16 protein-coding genes are annotated in these 17,246 nt (G+C 66.5%); 6 read left to right on the top strand and 10 right to left on the bottom strand.

The genetic code is table 11. The annotated features are described in order from the left end of the window. Positions 1-26: 26 nt before the first annotated feature. The 3 genes from FB561_RS28330 to FB561_RS28320 all read left to right on the top strand — a co-directional run bounded on the left by FB561_RS28330 (position 27) and on the right by FB561_RS28320 (position 3,787). Positions 27-1,655, top strand: coding sequence for an extracellular solute-binding protein (locus FB561_RS28330; RefSeq protein ID WP_145811938.1), 1,629 nt, complete (start codon positions 27-29; stop codon positions 1,653-1,655). Next, on the top strand, positions 1,652-2,716 hold the full coding sequence (locus FB561_RS28325) for an alginate lyase family protein (protein WP_170284789.1): 1,065 nt from the start codon (positions 1,652-1,654) through the stop codon (positions 2,714-2,716). The genes FB561_RS28330 and FB561_RS28325 overlap by 4 nt, the downstream gene beginning before the upstream one ends. 99 nt (positions 2,717-2,815) lie before the next feature. Further along, positions 2,816-3,787 carry a heparin lyase I family protein gene (locus tag FB561_RS28320; RefSeq protein WP_170284788.1) on the top strand — a complete coding sequence of 324 codons (972 nt, stop codon included), beginning with the start codon at positions 2,816-2,818 and terminating at the stop codon, positions 3,785-3,787. A gap of 72 nt (positions 3,788-3,859) precedes the next feature. On the opposite strand, the gene FB561_RS28315 is transcribed toward FB561_RS28320, so the two are convergent. From FB561_RS28315 to FB561_RS28275, 10 genes are all read right to left on the bottom strand, one after another. Continuing rightward, positions 3,860-5,560: a right-handed parallel beta-helix repeat-containing protein gene (locus tag FB561_RS28315; RefSeq protein ID WP_145811932.1), complete on the bottom strand. Its 1,701-nt coding sequence runs from the start codon at positions 5,558-5,560 to the stop codon at positions 3,860-3,862. Positions 5,561-5,568: 8 nt separating this feature from the next. After that, entirely contained in the window at positions 5,569-6,567 is a 999-nt protein-coding gene (locus FB561_RS28310; RefSeq protein ID WP_145811930.1) for an acetylxylan esterase, read from the bottom strand. A 10-nt stretch (positions 6,568-6,577) separates the two neighbouring features. Continuing rightward, complete coding sequence (locus tag FB561_RS28305) at positions 6,578-7,453, bottom strand: MurR/RpiR family transcriptional regulator (RefSeq protein ID WP_145811928.1); 876 nt, start codon at positions 7,451-7,453, stop codon at positions 6,578-6,580. A 27-nt stretch (positions 7,454-7,480) separates the two neighbouring features. After that, the gene (locus tag FB561_RS28300; RefSeq protein WP_145811926.1) at positions 7,481-8,959 is read right to left on the bottom strand and encodes an extracellular solute-binding protein; all 1,479 of its coding nucleotides are present in this window, start codon (positions 8,957-8,959) and stop codon (positions 7,481-7,483) included. 17 nt (positions 8,960-8,976) lie between these two features. Next, on the bottom strand, positions 8,977-9,888 hold the full coding sequence (locus FB561_RS28295) for a carbohydrate ABC transporter permease (RefSeq protein WP_202880758.1): 912 nt from the start codon (positions 9,886-9,888) through the stop codon (positions 8,977-8,979). Continuing rightward, the gene (locus FB561_RS28290) at positions 9,885-10,793 is read right to left on the bottom strand and encodes an ABC transporter permease (RefSeq protein ID WP_202880757.1); all 909 of its coding nucleotides are present in this window, start codon (positions 10,791-10,793) and stop codon (positions 9,885-9,887) included. The genes FB561_RS28295 and FB561_RS28290 overlap by 4 nt, the downstream gene beginning before the upstream one ends. After that, positions 10,778-11,281 (bottom strand): DUF624 domain-containing protein, encoded by a 504-nt coding sequence (locus tag FB561_RS28285; protein ID WP_170284787.1) that lies wholly within the window; start codon positions 11,279-11,281, stop codon positions 10,778-10,780. The genes FB561_RS28290 and FB561_RS28285 overlap by 16 nt, the downstream gene beginning before the upstream one ends. Before the next feature lie 149 nt (positions 11,282-11,430). Then, entirely contained in the window at positions 11,431-11,571 is a 141-nt protein-coding gene (locus FB561_RS38030; RefSeq protein ID WP_170284786.1) for a hypothetical protein, read from the bottom strand. Between the two features lie 375 nt (positions 11,572-11,946). Next, positions 11,947-12,828, bottom strand: a complete 882-nt coding sequence (locus FB561_RS28280; protein ID WP_145811922.1) for an HAD family hydrolase — start codon at positions 12,826-12,828, stop codon at positions 11,947-11,949. Next, a complete protein-coding gene (locus FB561_RS28275; RefSeq protein WP_145811920.1) occupies positions 12,825-13,301 on the bottom strand; it encodes a GNAT family N-acetyltransferase in 477 nt (158 codons plus the stop codon). The genes FB561_RS28280 and FB561_RS28275 overlap by 4 nt, the downstream gene beginning before the upstream one ends. A gap of 45 nt (positions 13,302-13,346) precedes the next feature. Between FB561_RS28275 and pdxR the strand changes: the two genes are divergently transcribed. The 3 genes from pdxR to FB561_RS28260 all read left to right on the top strand — a co-directional run bounded on the left by pdxR (position 13,347) and on the right by FB561_RS28260 (position 17,240). Beyond that, entirely contained in the window at positions 13,347-14,759 is a 1,413-nt protein-coding gene (gene pdxR, locus FB561_RS28270) for a MocR-like pyridoxine biosynthesis transcription factor PdxR (protein WP_170284785.1), read from the top strand. A gap of 255 nt (positions 14,760-15,014) precedes the next feature. Then, positions 15,015-16,559 (top strand): MFS transporter, encoded by a 1,545-nt coding sequence (locus FB561_RS28265; protein WP_145811915.1) that lies wholly within the window; start codon positions 15,015-15,017, stop codon positions 16,557-16,559. A gap of 174 nt (positions 16,560-16,733) precedes the next feature. Continuing rightward, complete coding sequence (locus FB561_RS28260; RefSeq protein WP_145811914.1) at positions 16,734-17,240, top strand: pyridoxamine 5'-phosphate oxidase family protein; 507 nt, start codon at positions 16,734-16,736, stop codon at positions 17,238-17,240. Positions 17,241-17,246 lie beyond the last annotated feature (6 nt).

Genomic DNA, 17,246 nt, shown 5'->3' with positions numbered 1-17,246 from the left:
CCCACCATGAGGAGGGAACCGTAACCATGGACGCGTTTTCGCGCCGTACATTGCTCAAAGGGCTGTCCGCGGCAGCCGTCGCCGGAGCTGCCGGATCGGCTCTCGGCTGCTCCGCCAAGACGACGACGGGGACCTCCGGCCGCATCGGAGCGGAGATTCTCCCGACGTACGCCCAGGCCGGGAGCGTCGAACCCGCGCTGAAGAGCGCGAGCCCGCTCGGCATGAGCGGGTACTTCGAGTACCCGCCGAATCCAGTCGCGTCGGTCAGCAAGCCTCCGCTGTCGGGTGGCCAGATCTCCGCCCTCACCTACACCTTCGACCCGGTGGCGCCCGGCAAGTCCGACAATCCGCTGTGGCAGGAGGTCGACAAGCGACTCGGTGGAAAGCTCGACATCACCTACGCTCCGGCGGCCGACTACGCTCAACGGTTCGCGACGACCGTGGCCGGCGGAGACCTGCCCGACCTGGTGTCGATCTACGGCTCGGTGCAGCAGTTGCCCGCGTTGCTGAAGGCAAAGTTCACCGACTTGACCGAGTACTTGTCGGGCGATGCCGTCAAGGACTATCCGAACCTGGCGGGTCTGTCCACGGACTCGTGGCGCAAGACCGTGTACGGCAACGCCCTGTGGGGCGTACCGATCGCCCGGGTACCGATCCCGTCGGTCGCCTGGATCCGCGCCGACCTCATCGCCGGTACCGGACTGCCCGCGCAGCCCAAGAACATCGGCGAGTTCAAGGCACTGCTGAAGGGGCTGACCAACGAGCGCAAGTCCCGCTGGGCCTGCGGCGATCCGGGCAGCACCCTGACCATGATCGCAGCGTCCATGGGCATCCCCGGCAGCTGGCGCGAGGACGGCGGGAAGTTCACCTCCAACATCGAGCTCGAGGAGTACGAGAAGGCGCTGGCCGACACCCGCGAGCTGGCCGACGCCGGCGTCTTCCATCCGGACGGCCTGGTGGCGTCCAACAACCAGCGCAACGACTGGTTCACCAACGGAACCACGCCGATCGTCTTCGGCGGGTACGCCGGCTGGAGCAAGTACGAGATGTGGGGAGCCGAGGTGCCGGGCTTCAAGCTCGGGTCGCTGCCGATGTTCGGCTACGACGCGGCGAGCAAGCCCGTCCATCCTCGGGGGAGTGCGGCGCAGGCGTTCACCGCTGTCACCCAGGCCGAACCGGACCGGGTCCGCGAGGTGCTCCGGGTCCTCGATTGGCTCGCCGCGCCGTTCGGATCTTCCGAGTACCTCCTGCGCAACTTCGGGATCGAGGGCCAGACGTTCACCTTCGAGGGCAAGGACCCGATCCTGAACTCGCGTGGCCAGAATCTGCGGCTGGTGCCGTTCGGGTACGTCTCCGGACCGACCCTGGCCATCTACGACCCGGGCCGGCGCGATGTCGCCCAGGCGCGCTTCGACTACCAGGAGGCCGCGCTGCCGATTCTCGCCCCTGATCCGACCCAGGGCCTGTACTCCGAGACCGACGCGGCCAAGGGTCTGCAGCTGGGCAAGGACCTGACCGATACCCGGAACGGCATCCTGGCCGGCCGCGCACCCGTCTCGAGCTGGAAGGCGGCCGTGACCAAGTGGCGCAACGGCGGCGGCGACAAGATCCGGGCCGAGTTCGAGCAGGCCTTCTCGGAGGCGGGACCCAAGTGAGCCGGCAGCTGGTGAGCCGGGCCGACGAGTTCCTGGCCGAGCGGTCGTATTCCATCCTCGACCGGGAGCCGTCGGACTGGGCCGGAGGCGCCCACGACTACTACTCGGTCGGCAACTACTCCTGGCCGAATCCGGAGACGGCCGACGGTCTGCCGTACATCAGGGTCGACGGCCAACGGAACCCGGACGCGTGGAGCGACCGCTACGACAAACGGCGGTTCCGGCACACGGCCGCGGCCGTCACCACCCTGGTGCAGGCCCACGTCCTGACCGGCGAGGCCCGCTACGCCGACGCCGCGGAGGCACGTCTCGAACGCTGGTTCCTGGACCCGGCGACCGCGATGCGCCCCAACCTCGCTCACGCTGCCGCGCTGCCCGGTCAGCACGACGGTGCGGCGATCGGGCAGATCGAGACGACGTTCCTGACCGACCTCCTGGATCACGTCGACCTGCTGGTGAAGGCCGGACGATTCACCGAGGGCCTCCCGCTCCTGCAGAACTGGTTCGCCGAGTTGACCGACTGGATGCGGTCGAGCGAACTCGGTCGGCAGGAAGAACGGATGACCAACAACCACGGCGTCTGGTGGGACGCGCAGGTACTGCGCTATCTGCAGTTCGTGGGCGATCGGACCGCGCTCACCGAGATTCTCGATCGGTTCGGCATCCGGCTGCGCCACATCGCGGCCGGCGGCTCGCTCCCGAGGGAACTGGCTCGTCCCGACTCGTTGCTCTACACCATCTACTGTCTACGAGCCTTCGCCGTCTGCTGCCGAGTCGCAGCCGCTGAAGGCCGAGACCTCTGGAACGCGCCCGCCGAACCCGGCTTCGGCAGTCTCCGCGACGCGTTCCACTTCTGGGCCGGCCACGCCACCGACGACCGTCGTTGGATCTGGCCCCGGCAGCCCTCGGACCTCGACCGAACCGCTCTCTGGCTCGCCGACGAAGCCGCCGCCGTCTATCAGACCCCGAGCCTCAAAGCCTTGGCGGAAACCCTGCGAAGGCAAGACCTGCCCGCCCCCGAGATCCCGTCGACCGCAGCCATGGAACACATCCCGACCTGAGCGGTTCTCGTGGGCTCGACCATCGGAAGGAACCCCGCGATGTTCACGAGATGTCGCGGGCGAACGAAGCATTTCCCCTCAAAGCATGGGAGGACACAGATGCAGATCTCGGCCCCGAGTCGACGTGCTAGACAGACGATGGCTCTCACTGTGGCGGCGACCCTGAGCGCTTCGCTGGGTTTCGCCGCAGTGACGAACGCACGAACCGCTGACGCGGCAACAACCGCGGTGCCCAACTACTCGGTGGGTATCGCCGGTTCGAGCTGGACGATCGAGAACCCCATTGGCTGCAGTCCGGAGATCGGCCAGGGCGGCAACTACAGGGACAGCGACGACTTTCTTCAAGGCAAGTGTCAGGGAGCGGGGCAGGCACCCCAGACCACCGGGACCGACCCGCGGGCGTTGACGTTCCGCACGGACAAGGACTTCGAGTACGACGGCGCCATCGTCGAGGACCCCGCCAAGAACACCTGGAAGGACGCTGCTGGAAATACCCTCCGGGACCGCACGGAGCTGGCGACGGGGTGGAACCTGCCGTTCCACACCAACGTGTGGGTCGGGTTCGACGTTCGCATCCCCTTGGGCGTCGACGACGTGACGGGCAGCGGGGCGTACGTGCTGCAGCTGTGGCAATGCACCGCGAACCCGTTCGGCGGCGTGCGTATCCAGTCCGGTGCCGGCAACGGGCACAACCTCCAGTTCGTGCGCCGGGGCGAGGACCCCGACACGAACTACGACGTATCCATGGCGACCCAGCCACTCGTCCCCAACGAGTGGCACTCCTTCGTCATCAAGTACAACGTGGAGCCCTACCACCCCGGCGGGCCCAAGGGCCGTATCGCGGTCTGGCACAAGACGGCGACAGGCGTCGAGCAGAAGCTCTTCGAGCGGGAGGAGTACTTCGGCTACGCGACGCGTTCCATCTGCCAGAACGACTCCTTCAAGAACGAGTTCAAGGTCAAGTTCGGCATGTACAAGGACTACCAGCCGGGCGCGACGTTCCGTTCCGACTTCCGTAACCTGAGGGTCGCCGGCAGCAAGGAGGCGGCGCAGCCCTACAACCGCGGTTGATACCGCTTCGGTTCCTGAGCATCGGCTCCCTGGCGGGGGAGCCGATGCTCAGGTCGTCGCCTGAGTCAGGAGTTATCCGGCGTCGGCGCCGATGTTGGGTGGGTTGGGGATCGGGGAGCCGTAGTAGTCCACGCCGCTGTTGCCGGAGACCGGTGTGCCTGCTCCGATCGCGGGGGAGCCTGGCTTGAGGGTGTAGGCCTGCGGACAGGGCTGCGGCCCGGTACCGGACGGCGGCGACCAGGTGCAGGTGCCGCCACCACCTGGCGAGGTGAACAGCGGGTCGCCCCACACGGCGGCGGTCTCCACTCCGGCGGCCTGCCAGGCCGCGAAGGTGGCGTACGTCGTGCCGCCCCAGCGCCAGCCGCCGGTGTTCGTCCCGTAGTACAGGTTGTTCGCCAGTGTCATCCCGGTCTGGTTGTACGGGTTGTAGTACAGCTGGCCGGTCTTGCCGAAGCTGTTCCGGTTCGCCAAGTAGCAGATGTTGTCCTTGATCTGCGAGCCGGCCGCCCAGACCCCGGTGCTGTAGCCGAAGTTGAAGCAGGCACTGGCGCCCTGCTTCTTGTTCGCGCTCTGGTCCTTGTTGCTGAAGAACGTGTTGCCGTAGATCGACAGCGCGTTCTTCGGCGCGGCCGGTACGACGTCCATCAGGCCGCCCTGTGCGAGCGCCCAGTCGTCGTTCTGCGAGATGTTGTACCGGTAGGTGTTCGGTCCCCACACGCGCGATCCGACGGTCGACGTATAGGCGAGCAGCCCGCTGCCCGCGTTGTCGTGGGTGTAGTTGTACTCGACGAGCGAATTCGTCGTACCACCGTCGAGGTCGATGCCGTCCCAGTCGCAGGCGGCCGTGTACGCGGGCACCGGCTGGACCTTGTACACCTCGTTGTTCCGGATCGTGATGTTGTTGGACGTGTACGACATGATGCCGCTGGTGCCGCCGCAGGACGTCACGTTCGCGCCGATGTCGTGGACGATGTTGCGCTGGATCAGCGCGCCGTTCCAGCCGTTCGCGGTGATCGCGGCGCCGGTCGAGTTCGGCGCCATCCCGAGGTTGTACACGGTGTTGCCCTCGACCCGGACGTTGCTGATGTTCACGCCGGAGCCCCAGCCGTAGACGCCCGGTCCGGCGTTCGACGTCACGCCGGCGCCGTACAGCTTGTTGTTGACGATCTGTACGTCGTTCAACGGCCCGGAGTTCCCGTTGACCGCGTAGCCGAGCACCATGATCTGCCCGCCGAAGGTACTGCTGCTGCCGCTCGGTGTGGCGAAGCCCGAGATGTCCGCGTTGTTGATCTGCAGGCCGCTGGTCGCGGTCGACGATGTCTGATTCTGCAGCAGCACACCGGCGGCCGTCGTACCGCCGTTGACCAGTTTCACGTTGTTCAGCTGGAAACCGTTGACCGCGTCCGCGGTGACGGCCGCGGAGTAGTCACCGGTGCAGTTGGAGCTGATCGTGGCCTTTCCGGTGCCGTACGACGCGACCCGGAACGGTACCGACGGCGCCGACACCGGGACGTTCGTGGCATTGAAGACCAGGCAACCGGTGAACGTCGCGCCGCCTTCGAAGGAGATCAGGCTGCCTTGTGGGTACGTGGAGCTGTTGACCTTGGCGACCGTCTTCCAGGCCTCGGTGGGTGACAAGCCGCTGTTGCTGTCGCTGCCGGTGGGCGACACGTAGTACGTCGCGCCGGCAGCCTGCGCCGGAAGGGTGAGAGAACCCGCCAGGAGGGCTCCCACCGTTCCTGTCAGTGCTGCTGCGAACCATCTCGTTCTCATCTTTCTCCTCACTTCGTGGGCGTTGCGAAGATGTTCGAGAACCAGTCGAGCTGTGCTTCCTGCTGGTACGCCTGCCCGCCCTCGTGTCCGTTGTAGGGATAGACCTTGATGTCCTTCTGCTCGTTTCCGTAGTGGTTGTAGGCGGCGAACACTGTCGAGGGCGGACAGTTCGCGTCCATCAGCGCGACCGAGAACAATGCGGGGGCGGTGGCCAGCCGGCCGAGATTGACGCCGTCGAAATAGCTCAGGGTGTCCAGCACCGGGCCGGCCTGGTGCCGGAAACCCTTCAGGTACTGGGCGATCTCGTGGTAGCGACCGTGATCAGTGAGCTGCACGGCCCGCTGGAAATGGCACAGGAACGGTACGTCGGGAGCGCAGCCGCGCAGGTCGATCCCGGCCAGCGGGGCCAACCCGGCGGCGGCGATCGCGATACCGCCGCCTTGGCTGACACCCGCCACGACCAGCCGGTCCGGATCCACGAACGGGGACGTCCGCGCGGCCTCGAGCGCTCGGACCGCGTCGATGTACACGCGGCGGTAGTAGTACGTCTCCGGGTCCGTGATCCCCGCGGTCAGGAACCCCGGCACGTGGTTCAGGCCGGCGTCCGCGCTGTCGTCCGGAGTACCGCTTCCGCCCGACGTCCAGCCCTGACCGCGGGTATCGGTGACGAAGTGGGCGTAGCCGGCCTGGGCCCAGAAGTTGATCGCATGCGGCAGACCCCGGCCGCCGGAGTAGCCGTGGTACTGGACGATCGTCGGCAGCGGTCCGGTGGCACCGGCCGGGACGTGCAGCCAGCCCTTCACGGGCGAGCCGCCGAAGCCGGCGTAGGTGACGTCGTAGGTGTCGATCACCGCGAGCTTGTTGTCGATCTCGGTGAACGTGGCGGACAGGTCGTCGGTACGCGCCTTCTCGATCGAGCCGCGCCAGAACTCGACCAGGTCGGCGGGCGCGGCCACGTCAGGCCGGTACTCGCGGAGCTTGTCGAGCGGAAAGTCGAACATCGCCATCAGAAGCCCTTCAGCGGTCGGGACGGACGACGGGCAGCCCGGGCCCGTTCGGCGCGTTGGCGGTCAGGTGATCGGGCACCCGCTGGGCGACCAGCACGAACAACAGACCGGCTGTCAGTACGTCACTCGCGCGGCCGGCGAAGAACTCGGTCCAGGTCCCGCCGACCGCCGTACCGGTGTCGAGAGTGACGTCGGCCTGCCGCGCCAGCGGTGAGGCGACGACGCCGGTGATGGCGACCGTCAACGCTCCGGCAGCCTGCGACCGCTGGACGAAATCGAGCGCCGTCGTGTCGTGTCCCGACCGGATCACCGTCAGCGCGACGTCGCCCTCGCCGAGCAGCCCGGCGCCGATCTGCGAGGACTGTGGACCGTCGAAGAACCACACCGGGATCCCGATCCGCAGCAACCGGATGTACAGCTCGCGGGCCGGGATCGCGTCGCCCCACTCACCGTAGATGTGGGTCCGCCGGGCGCCCGCGATCGCGTCCGCGACCCGGGTCACCGCTGTCAGGTCGATCGCGGCCAACGCGTTCCGCAACGCGTTCGCCTGGGTGGACGCGAGCACGTTGAGGACCTGCTCGGGCGGATCCGCCGGGCCGATCGCCGACCCGATGTCGCTCGCCCAGCCGGCCTCCAGACCGCGGCCGACCTCCATCGCCAGGGCGGCCCGCAGCGCCGGGTACCCGGCGTACCCGAGCTGGGTCGACAGGCGGGTGACCGTGGCGGCCGAGGTGCGCGCGGTCTCGGCCAGCTTGGTGATCGAGCCGCGCGCGACCTCGTCCGGGTTCGCCAGGATGTGCTCGGCGACCCGCTGCATCGCACCGTTCAGTTCGGGCAGCGTGCGTTTGACCAGCTGCAACGGGCTCGGACTGCCGGCACGTTCCATCAGGACATCCCCTTCCGTGAGCTCAGCTCACTTGGCCAGTCCGAGGTCGGTGAGTTGCTGCTCCGCACCCTCGATGTACTTGCCGTAGCCGAACTTGTTGGTCAGGTCGCTGACGAAGGCGTCGTACTGCGAGAGCGGCTTCTTCCCGCTGATGAACTGGACCAGCTGCTCGTTCGAGTACCGGTCGGCGTCGACCTGGTTGTATCCGTCCGGACTGACCACCAGGCTCTGATAGGTGTCCAGCAGCGGCTGCTTCGCGGCGAAGTCGATCTCCTTCTTCTGGGCGGTGAACTTGATCCCGAGGTACTCGCCCTCGTCCCGCCCGGTGACCTGGTAGAGCCAGAACCAGCCACCGTCGGTCGCCAGCTTCGGCGTCGCCTTCACCTTGCCGTCGGCCACGGTGTAGTGGGTGCCCTCGATCCCGTACGACACCAGCCGGTTGCCGGTCTCACCCGAGACGTACTCGATGAACTTCATGATGTTCTTGAGCTTCGCCTCGTCCTTGGCGACCTTGGCCGGGATCGCGTAGATCGAGGCGAAGTTCTCGTCGTAGGCCATCTTCCCCGGACCGCCCGGCCCGGACAGCGGCGCGAGCTGGATCCACTGCGCGTCGGGCTGGGCCTTCTTCGCGGACGCGGTGAACTCCGGCTTGGTCATCTGCGGCCAGCTCTGACAGATGATGCCCGCTTTGCCCTGCATGGCACTCTCCTGCGCCTGGGCGAGGGTGCTGCTGAGGAAGTCGGGATCGACCACCTTCGCGCTGACGAGCTTGGCGATGTACTCCAGCGCGGTCTTGGTGTCCGGGTCCTGGTAGCCGTTGACGATCTTGCCGTCCTCGACGTACGCCGCGCCGGGCCCACCGGTCCCGAACCCGCCCCACAGCGGTGCCCACGGATCGCCGTCCTTGCCGCCGGTGATCCCGTACGTGTCCGGCTTGCCGTTCCCGTCCGGGTCCTTGCTGGTGAAGGCGCTGGCGACCGCGAACAGGTCGTCCGTCGTCTTCGGAACACTCAGGCCGAGCTTGTCCAGCCAGTCCTTGCGGATCCAGTACGTGCTGTAGGCGTACTGCGGCCGCTTCACGACGCCGTACGTCTTGCCGTCCAGGATCGCGGCCTTCATCTGGTCCTTGCCGACGAACGACGTGTACTGCTTCAGATCCGTGTCCAGGTACTTCGTCAGGTCGAGCACCAGGCCCTGCTTGACGAACTGCTGGAGCCTGGACCGGTCGACCTGGAACAGGTCGGGGGCGTCGCCGCCGGCCAGCGAGGCCGACAGCTGGGCGTAGTAGTCGTCGCTCGATCCGACGGCGTTGAGCTTGATGTCCAGGCCGAGGTCCTTCTTCAGCGCCTCGCCGATGACGTCGTCCTTCGGCGGCGTCGCGCCGAACGAAATCTCGCTGACCGACACTTCCGTGTCCGCGGCTCCGTCCCCGCTTCCTTCGCCCGACGAGCACGCCGTGAGCAGCAACGCACTCCCCAGGACAACCGCAACAGCACTTCTGTACATCGCTACTCCTAGTTGACTTAGCCCTTCACGGAACCGAGCAGAACGCCCTTCTGGAAGTGCTTCTGCACAAACGGGTAGACAGCGATCATCGGGATCGCCGCCACCACGACCGCGGCCATCTGCACGGTCACCAACGGCAGGACGGCATCCGCGTTCTCGGTCGCCTGCGAGCGCGCCAGCAGGTTGCGGACGACCACCTGCAGCGGCTGCAGATCGGGATCGCGGACGTAGAGGATGGCCTGGAAGAACTCGTTCCAGTGCGAGACCCCGTAGAACAGGCCGAGCGTGAGCATCACCGGCACGGAGAGCGGCAGGATCACCTGGACCAGGATGCGCAGTTCGCCGGCGCCGTCGATCCGGGCCGCGTCGACCAGTTCGTCGGGGATGCCTTCGAAGAACGTCTTCATGATCAGCACGTTGAACACCGACACCGCGCCCGGCACGATCATCGCCCACACCGTGTCCAGCAGGCCGGTGGCCTTGACGATCAGGTACGTCGGAATCATCCCGGCGCCGAACACGGTGGTGAACAGCGCGATCAGCAGGACGGCGCTCCGCCCCGGCAGGTCCCGGCGGGACAGGGGGTAGGCCATCAGCGTGGTGAGCAGCATGTTCAGCGCCGTGCCGACGACGGTGATGAACGCGGTGACCGACAACGCCCGCGGGATCGCGGGATCGGCGAGCAACTCCCGGTAGGCGTCGAACGTGATCGCCCGGGGGATCACGATGTACCCACCGTTGCGCAGCACTTCGCCGTACGGCGTGATGGACGCGGCGACCACGAACAGCAGCGGGAAGACGCAGACCACGGCCACCAGCGCGCAGGCGACGTACACGATCCCGTTGACGATGCGGTCCTCGCGACTACTGATGCGAGTGGTGCTCCGGCTGTTGGCGCGGGTCTTGATCCGGGTCCTGACGAGTGTCACCACAGTTGACCGTCCCAGCGCTTGGCGATCCGGTTGGCGGCCAGGATCAGCACCAGCCCGATGATCGACTTGAACAGACCTGCTGCCGCGGCCAGCGAGAAGTTGAGGTTCTCCAGACCGGTCCGGAACACCCAGGTGTCGAGGATGTCGGCGACCGGGTACACCTGCAGGTTGTAGAAGATGTAGACCTGCTCGAACCCGGCCTCCAGTACGTGGCCGAGGCGCAGGACCAGGAGCAGGATGATGACGTTGCGGATCCCGGGCAGGGTGATGTGCCAGATCTGCCGCAGCCGGCTCGCGCCGTCCACCCGCGCGACCTCGTACCGGGACGGATCGATGCCGACCATCGCGGCCAGGTAGATGATCGCGCCCCAGCCCATGTCCTTCCACACCTCGGTCCCGACCAGTACCGACCGGAACCAGTCCGTCGAGGTGAGGAACCCGACCGAGTGGCCGGTCAGTTGCTCGAGCCACCGGTTCACCAGGCCGCTGCTCTCGGACAGGAACGCGCCGGTGATGCCGAAGATGATCACCCAGGACAGGAAGTGCGGCATGTAGCTGAGCGTCTGGACCCAGCGGCGCATCCAGGTCAGCCGGCACTCGTTCAGGATCAACGCGAGCACCAGCGGCAGCGTCGTACCCCAGACGATCTTGTAGATCGACAGCAGGAACGTGTTGCGCAGCAGCTGACCGAAGTACGGTGACCCGAAGAGCTCGCTGAAGTGCCCGTACCACGGGTGGATCCACGGGCTGGCGACGATGCCCTCGCCGAGCGAGTAGTCCTTGAAGGCCACGATGATGCCGTACATCGGCGCGTACTTGTAGACCGCGAGATACGCCATGGCCGGCAGCAGCATCAGGTACAGGGCCCAGTACCGGCGGGCCCGGGTCACGGTCGGCACCACCGCTGGATCGAGGATGCCACGACCGCGGTCATCAGCAGCGGCGCGGCCGGGAAGACGAAGGTCAGTGCGGCGGTCAACGTCAACAGGGCAAGGGTTTTGGCCGTCGCCGCCGGGCTGCCGATGGCCAGCCGGACGGACGCCGCGAGGATGCGCGGCAGCGACATGTCGTAGCCGACCATCAGCGTGAAGGCGTACGACGCGATCACCGCGACCAGGATCGCCGCGACGACCGTGCCGGTCGGCAGGAAGAGTACGAGACCCATCAGTTGCAGCAAGAACGCCTGCCGGAAGTTCTCCCGGAAGTACCTCAGGAACGACCGGGCCAACGGCGGCTCCAGGCCGCGGTTCCAGTCCCGGACCACGCCGAAGACCGCCGCCGTGGCCGGGCCGACCGTGACCAGCGGCACGCACGCGACCAGCCAGAGCACGTTGAGCGCGACGACCCGCGTGAACCGGTCGGCGGCGGTATAGGCCCGGGACGCGAGCACATCACCAGGAGATCTCGACCTCACATCAAAGCCCCTCTCGCGGTTGTGCGGATGGGAAGGAACCCTCCAGCCACCCAGCAGATCGCGCAAAAGATTATCGATCGAGGACCGTCTTGCCTAGATCAGATGCAAATAATTTTCACCCAACTTCAGCCGACGGCCCCGCCGGACTCGACGTTGTGATCGCGACAGGCCCAGAGGTTGAGCGCGCGGAAGGTCAGTTCTTCCCGCGTCGCTGCCGTGAGCCGTATGCGGACCGCTTTCGGCTGATCGAAGATGTACAGCGCCATGCCAGCGACTCGATGTACGTAGCGGGCGCCGTCGCACGAGTTCAGGCGCGCGGGGGTTTCCGGATCAACCGCTCTCGTTCACGTTGGAGGCGGGATGGCCAGGGCGCGTGCTCGTGACCGTGCTGAGTGACTCGTTCGACTGCAAGGCGGTCGCCCCTGGGGGCGACCTGATCCATGGCGTCGTGTGCGGTGTGCGGTCCCGAAGGTGTCTGCGTTGGCGCCAGAGGCAACCGACCGGGACTACGCGAGGGCGACGGTCGTCTGCGGACTCAGGTGTAGGGGTCACCTGGACACACGTCGCGTGCCGTGAAGTTGTCGACATTGAGGTACCGGGGGCAATGCGTAACCTGTCGGCGCGTGTGCCTGCCTGCGATGTCAACAAGCACTCTGATGGTTTCCCGCCTGGCGCCCGAGGATGTGCTCGAGGGCGTCGGCCACCGCGCCCTGGTCCGCGTCGCCGACGACCAGATCGGCAGCGGTCCGTACTTCGAGTGGAGCGCCGGCGACGGCGATGGACAGTCCGACCGCGTCGAAGGCGTCGAGGTCGTTCATGCCGTCGCCGACCATGGCGACACTGTCTCGGGTCAGGTCCAGGTGCTTGATCAGCCAGGAGATGGCCGCGCCCTTGGACGTACCGGCTGCCCCCACGTTGACGAAGATCGAGTCCGGTGCCCAAGGGGTGGTGGCAGCGGAGACGGATGCGAGTGGAAGTCCGGCGCAGGCCGCTTCGAGGCTTGCCCATTGGTCACGAGGCACGGTGAAGCAGGCGGCAACGGGCTGATCCGTCAGGTCGGCCAGCGAGGCCAGCACCGTCGGCGTCACACCGAGGCTCTCGGCGTGGAGAACAGTAATCCGATCCAGCTGTTCGACAACCATCGCCTCACCGATATACAGCTCGAGCGGCACGCCGTGCGCTGCGGCGAGGTCCCGCAGGGCGCGCACGAGTGGAGGCGCGAGGCTGGTAGTCAGCATCGGTGGACGGCCGGGACTGCCAACGACGGCGCCGCTGAGGAGGATGTGCGGCTCATCGGGGCCGACCTCGGCGGCCAGCTCGAGCGTGGAGCCGATCCCGGGCCGGCCGGTGCACAGTCCAACTCTGATGCCTTCCCCGCGGGCCTTCGCGAGCGCCGGCCAGACCCTCGGATGGACGCCGTGATTGCCGATCAACGTGCCATCGACGTCAAGCAGGACCAGCCGGATCCCGTCGGTTCCGCGTCCGGCCGCGCTGTGCGATCCCGATTCCCGATGTCTCGTCATCGCTCGAGCTGCCAGCTGAAGCACATCGATCGTGAGGCCGGCTGGTGGCGATCGTAGAAGCGGTGGGCGTCGGTACGGGCGAGGGCGGAGTCCAGTTCGAGATGTATGCCGCCGTGCTCGCGCGCCCACCGCTGGGCCTGGCCGAGCAGCACCGCTCCGATGCCCACCGAACGGTGCGCGGGATGCACGGCCAGGTCCTCCACCCAGCAGCGCTGCCCGAAACGGACGGATTCGATGTCGAGGTAGATGGAACAGAACCCGAGCAGCTCTTGGTCGACCTCCGCCACGAGGACGTCACTCCGTTGGCTGGCGAAGACCTTGGCCAGGCGCTCCCCGGCAGTACGGGAATCCCAGTCTTCAGGCTTGCTGCCAGGGGCGGCGAACAGCCAGTCGTACGCCTCGATCAGCCGAGGAGCATCCTCGTCCAGAGCCGTGCGGGTCTTGACTTCGGCAGCGAGATTTCGATCGGTCATGCTGGCAACCTAGGGGGGCAGCGGTATGGGATACAGTCCAATCATGTGCCGTTCTGCCATACCAATCTCGTGACTGGGCTTCCCTTCGACTGGTCGCCTGAGGAGGCTGGGCCGCTGACGGAACGGCTGGTGGCAGCCCTCCGAACAGCTCTCCACTCCGGCCGTCTCGCCGTCGGAGACGAACTCCCGCCAACCCGTGTCGTCGCGGCCGAGTTGGGCATCTCGCGGTGGGTCATCACCCAGGCGTACGAGCGACTCACCGCTGAGGGCTGGTTCGACGCCAGAACAGGATCCGGGACCACGGTCGCTCGTACCGCCACCAGAAGGGAGCCCGCCGTCGCCGCTCCAAGCGCGACTGCGGCCACACCTGATTGGGACCTCACCCCCAATTTGCCCGACCTGTCGTCATTTCCACGCGCAGCCTGGCGGTCGGCCTCCGGACGGGTGCTGAACACCTTGGAAGACCACGCCTTCGGCTATCCAGCCCCGGGCGGTGACGCCTTTCTGCGTGAGCAATTGGCCGGCTATCTGCGTCGAGCCCGAGGTATCGAGGCTCAGCCGGACGAAGTGGTGATCACCCGCGGGACAACTCAGGGCTTGGCGTTGTTGTGCCGAGTGCTCAGGCAGTCGAACCATGGGGAAATCCTGCTGGAGGATCCGGGATGGCCGAGAGCAGCCCTGGTCGCAGAGAACGCGGGACTGCGCCGCGTCGCCGTGCCGGTCGACGAGCACGGCCTTCGAGCTGATCTGGCGTTCACCACCACAGCAACTGTCGCGTTCGTCGCTGCGACCCATCAGTACCCGACCGGTGTACCGCTCAGTGCGGCCCGCCGCGCGGACCTCCTGCGCTGGGCGCGTGCGGGCGACAAGTTGATCATTGAAGACGACTGCGACGCCGAGTTCCGCTATGACCGAAGTCCGGTGGGAGCACTCGCGGCGCTCGATCCGACGCAGGTTGCCTACTTGGGCAGTACGAGCAAGACCCTCGCACCAACCTTGCGGCTTGGTTGGCTCGTGGTGCAGGGCGCCCTGCGCCGGCAGGTCCAGGCGTTGCTGGAGGCAGAAGCAAGCACACCTCCGGGCCTCGACCAGCGAACTCTGGCCACGCTGCTCGCCGATGGTGCCTACGAGCGTCACCTTCGCAAGATGCGCCGTGTCTACAAGCGTCGGCGTACTGCGATGGTTGCGGCACTCCGCTCAGCGCTGCCCGACGTGGAGATCAGCGGGCTCGATGCCGGTCTGCATCTCCTCGTCATGCTCCCCGACGACGTCGATGAGAGGGCAGTACTGGCTCGGGCGCTCAAGCTCGGCGCCTCGGTCACCGGCCTCTCCACCTGCCGGCTGACGGCGCCCGGGCCTCATGGGCTGGTCATCGGCTACGGCAATATCAAAGAAGCCCAGGCTCCACTGATCGCTGAACTCCTCGCCGCTGCCCTCGATCGGCGTGTCGCCCTGTGACCATCGGGCCGGTCCGGCCCAGCACGCCCAGCTGGATTCCTGGGTCGGCACGCTCCGTAAGAGGGGACAACTCCTGCCGATCGGGGAGAGCTACCGTTCGGCCACCGCCCGTATCCGCGAATCGAAATCTGGAGATGGTGCACAACCTAGGCATGGCTGCCGCGTGGTTATGGTGGTGAGGATGTGGGGGGAGTCCCGGCCACCGAATGCTGTTGGCGAAGGGACCGCGACGTTCGAGCGAACTCGAGGATCGTCATGAGGGAGCCTCTCGACAACACCAGCGGTTCGGTGCCGGAGCCGACGCAGCCGGATCCGCGGCGGTGGTGGGCGCTCACTGTGCTGGCCGCAGCGCAGCTGATGATCGTGCTCGACGCGTCGATCGTGAACATAGCGCTGCCTTCGGCTCAAGAGGACCTGGGCATCAGCAATGCGGACAGGCAGTGGGTGGTCACCGCGTACACCCTTGCGTTCGGTGCGTTGCTGTTGCTGGGCGGTCGGATTGCGGACTACACCGGCCGCAAGCGCACCTTCGTGATCGGTCTACTGGGCTTCGCCGGTGCTTCTGCGATCGGTGGCTTGGCGCCGAACCAAGAACTCCTCTTCGCCGCCCGCGCTCTCCAAGGAGCCTTCGCGGCACTGATGGCACCTGCCGCGCTGTCCTTGGTAACAGTGACCTTCACCGAGTCGAAGGAGCGCGCCCGCGCTTTCGGCGTCTTCGGTGCACTTGCTGGTGGCGGTGCCGCGATCGGCTTGATCGCCGGTGGAGTGCTCACCGAGTACACCTCATGGCGCTGGTGTCTCGGTGTCAACGTGCCCGTCGCACTGATCGTCGCCGCGGCCGCCGTGCCGATTGTGCACGAGAGTAAGGCCGGCGGGGACACCAGGTATGACGTGCCAGGCGTAGTGCTCGCGACCCTTGGCCTGTTCTGCTTGGTCTACGGCTTCACCGAGGCCGCCAAGTCCAAGTCCCCCGAGGATCCGAACTCTACTGCCGTGCAAGGTTGGGGCGATCCTGCCACCGTGACGTTTCTCGCTGTAGCGGTCGTGCTGTTGGTCGCGTTCGTGCTCTGGGAGCGCCGAGCCCGCAATCCGATGCTGCCACTGCGGATTGTTCTCCATCGCAACCGCGGCGGGTCCTACCTGGTGTTCCTGCTCGTAGGCGCAGGACTGTTCGCGATGTTTCTGTTCCTGACCTACTACTTCCAGACCAACCTGGGCTACAGCCCGCTCAAGGCCGGCTTCGCATTCCTGCCGTTCAGCGTCGGGATCATCCTCACCGCCGGCCTTGTCTCACAGCTTCTTCCGCGGCTCGGTCCGAAGAAGCTGATGGTGCCTGGCCTCGTCTTCGCCGTCGTGGGCATGCTGCTGCTGACCAGGATCGGTCAGGAGACGTCGTTCTGGACCCACGTCTTCCCAGCTGAGGTGCTGCTGTCCGTCGGTCTGGCAGGCGTGTTCGTCCCGGCCTCGAGTACGGCGCTGATAGGCGTCGGTTACCACGATGCGGGCGTCGCTTCCGCCTTGCTGAACACCTCTCAACAGATTGGGGGCTCGCTCGGCACGGCCCTGCTCAACACGCTCTTCGCGGGCGCCGTCACGGCCTACTTCGTCGACCATCCTCCACGCAGCGCGGAGGAAGCTCAGCAACTGCTGCCGTTTGCCTTCATCCATGGCTACCACGTGGCGTTCTTCTGGGGCGCGGTTCTCCTGGCCGCAGCGCTGGTGGTCGCGGCTGTGTTCATCAACGCGAAGAAGGACGACCTTCCGACCGACGCCGCCGGCGGCGAGGCGTCGTCGGGCTGAGAGGCGCTCTGCACACCTCGCCGCCGGCAGCTTGCCCTGCACAAGTTCACCGCTGGTCGTCATGCTCATCGGTTTGACCACCGGGCAGTGGGTACCGAGGGCTTCCTGCGCGTCAGAAGGAACAGCCATCTCGTGCACACACGATGCCCGGCAAGTTGGGCGGTTGGGAGAATCATGACCGACAAGGATCCGGTGACGACCGTTGCGGAATTGGTTGATCGGGCAACGATCTGCATGCTCACCACGATGACAGCCGACGGGCGGCACGTCGCGCGGCCGATGGCTGTACAGGAGGTCGAGTTCGACGGTGACCTGTGGTTCTACGCGTACGCCGAATCGGCCAAGGTGGGCGAGATCGGGGCGAGCCCGCAGGTGAACGTGTCGTTCTCGAACGCCAAGCAAAGCGAGTGGACCTCCATTGCCGGCACTGCCGAGATCTTCATCGACAAGGACAAGGCTGAGGAACTCTGGTCAGCCCCGTTGAAGGCGTGGTTCCCGGACGGCCCTAAGACGCCTGGTCTGGTCCTGGTCAAGGTTCATGCCGACAGCGCCGAGTACTGGTCGGGCCCGAGCAGCAAGGTCGTACGACTCCTGGGCGCGGCCCGGGCAGCGGTAACTCGCGATCCGGACAAGTTCCCGGGTGAGAACGAGACCGTGGACCTGTCGGGTGACGCGCGATGAGCAAGC

Source organism: Kribbella amoyensis (genome assembly GCF_007828865.1).
Classification (GTDB): Bacteria; Actinomycetota; Actinomycetes; order Propionibacteriales; family Kribbellaceae; genus Kribbella; species Kribbella amoyensis.
Note: the sequence above shows the minus strand (reverse complement) of the source record. Positions and strands in the feature narration are given on the sequence as shown.

Bases quoted from the DNA above. Each gene is read 5' to 3' on its own strand.
- FB561_RS28275 (WP_145811920.1), bottom strand. From the start codon at position 13,301: ATGACCGATCGAAATCTCGCTGCCGAAGTCAAGACCCGCACGGCTCTG.
- FB561_RS28330 (WP_145811938.1), top strand. From the start codon at position 27: ATGGACGCGTTTTCGCGCCGTACATTGCTCAAAGGGCTGTCCGCGGCA.
- FB561_RS38030 (WP_170284786.1), bottom strand. From the start codon at position 11,571: ATGGCGCTGTACATCTTCGATCAGCCGAAAGCGGTCCGCATACGGCTC.
- FB561_RS28300 (WP_145811926.1), bottom strand. From the start codon at position 8,959: ATGTACAGAAGTGCTGTTGCGGTTGTCCTGGGGAGTGCGTTGCTGCTC.
- FB561_RS28260 (WP_145811914.1), top strand. From the start codon at position 16,734: ATGACCGACAAGGATCCGGTGACGACCGTTGCGGAATTGGTTGATCGG.
- FB561_RS28305 (WP_145811928.1), bottom strand. From the start codon at position 7,453: ATGGAACGTGCCGGCAGTCCGAGCCCGTTGCAGCTGGTCAAACGCACG.
- FB561_RS28265 (WP_145811915.1), top strand. From the start codon at position 15,015: ATGAGGGAGCCTCTCGACAACACCAGCGGTTCGGTGCCGGAGCCGACG.
- FB561_RS28315 (WP_145811932.1), bottom strand. From the start codon at position 5,560: ATGAGAACGAGATGGTTCGCAGCAGCACTGACAGGAACGGTGGGAGCC.
- FB561_RS28310 (WP_145811930.1), bottom strand. From the start codon at position 6,567: ATGGCGATGTTCGACTTTCCGCTCGACAAGCTCCGCGAGTACCGGCCT.
- FB561_RS28320 (WP_170284788.1), top strand. From the start codon at position 2,816: ATGCAGATCTCGGCCCCGAGTCGACGTGCTAGACAGACGATGGCTCTC.
- FB561_RS28280 (WP_145811922.1), bottom strand. From the start codon at position 12,828: ATGACGAGACATCGGGAATCGGGATCGCACAGCGCGGCCGGACGCGGA.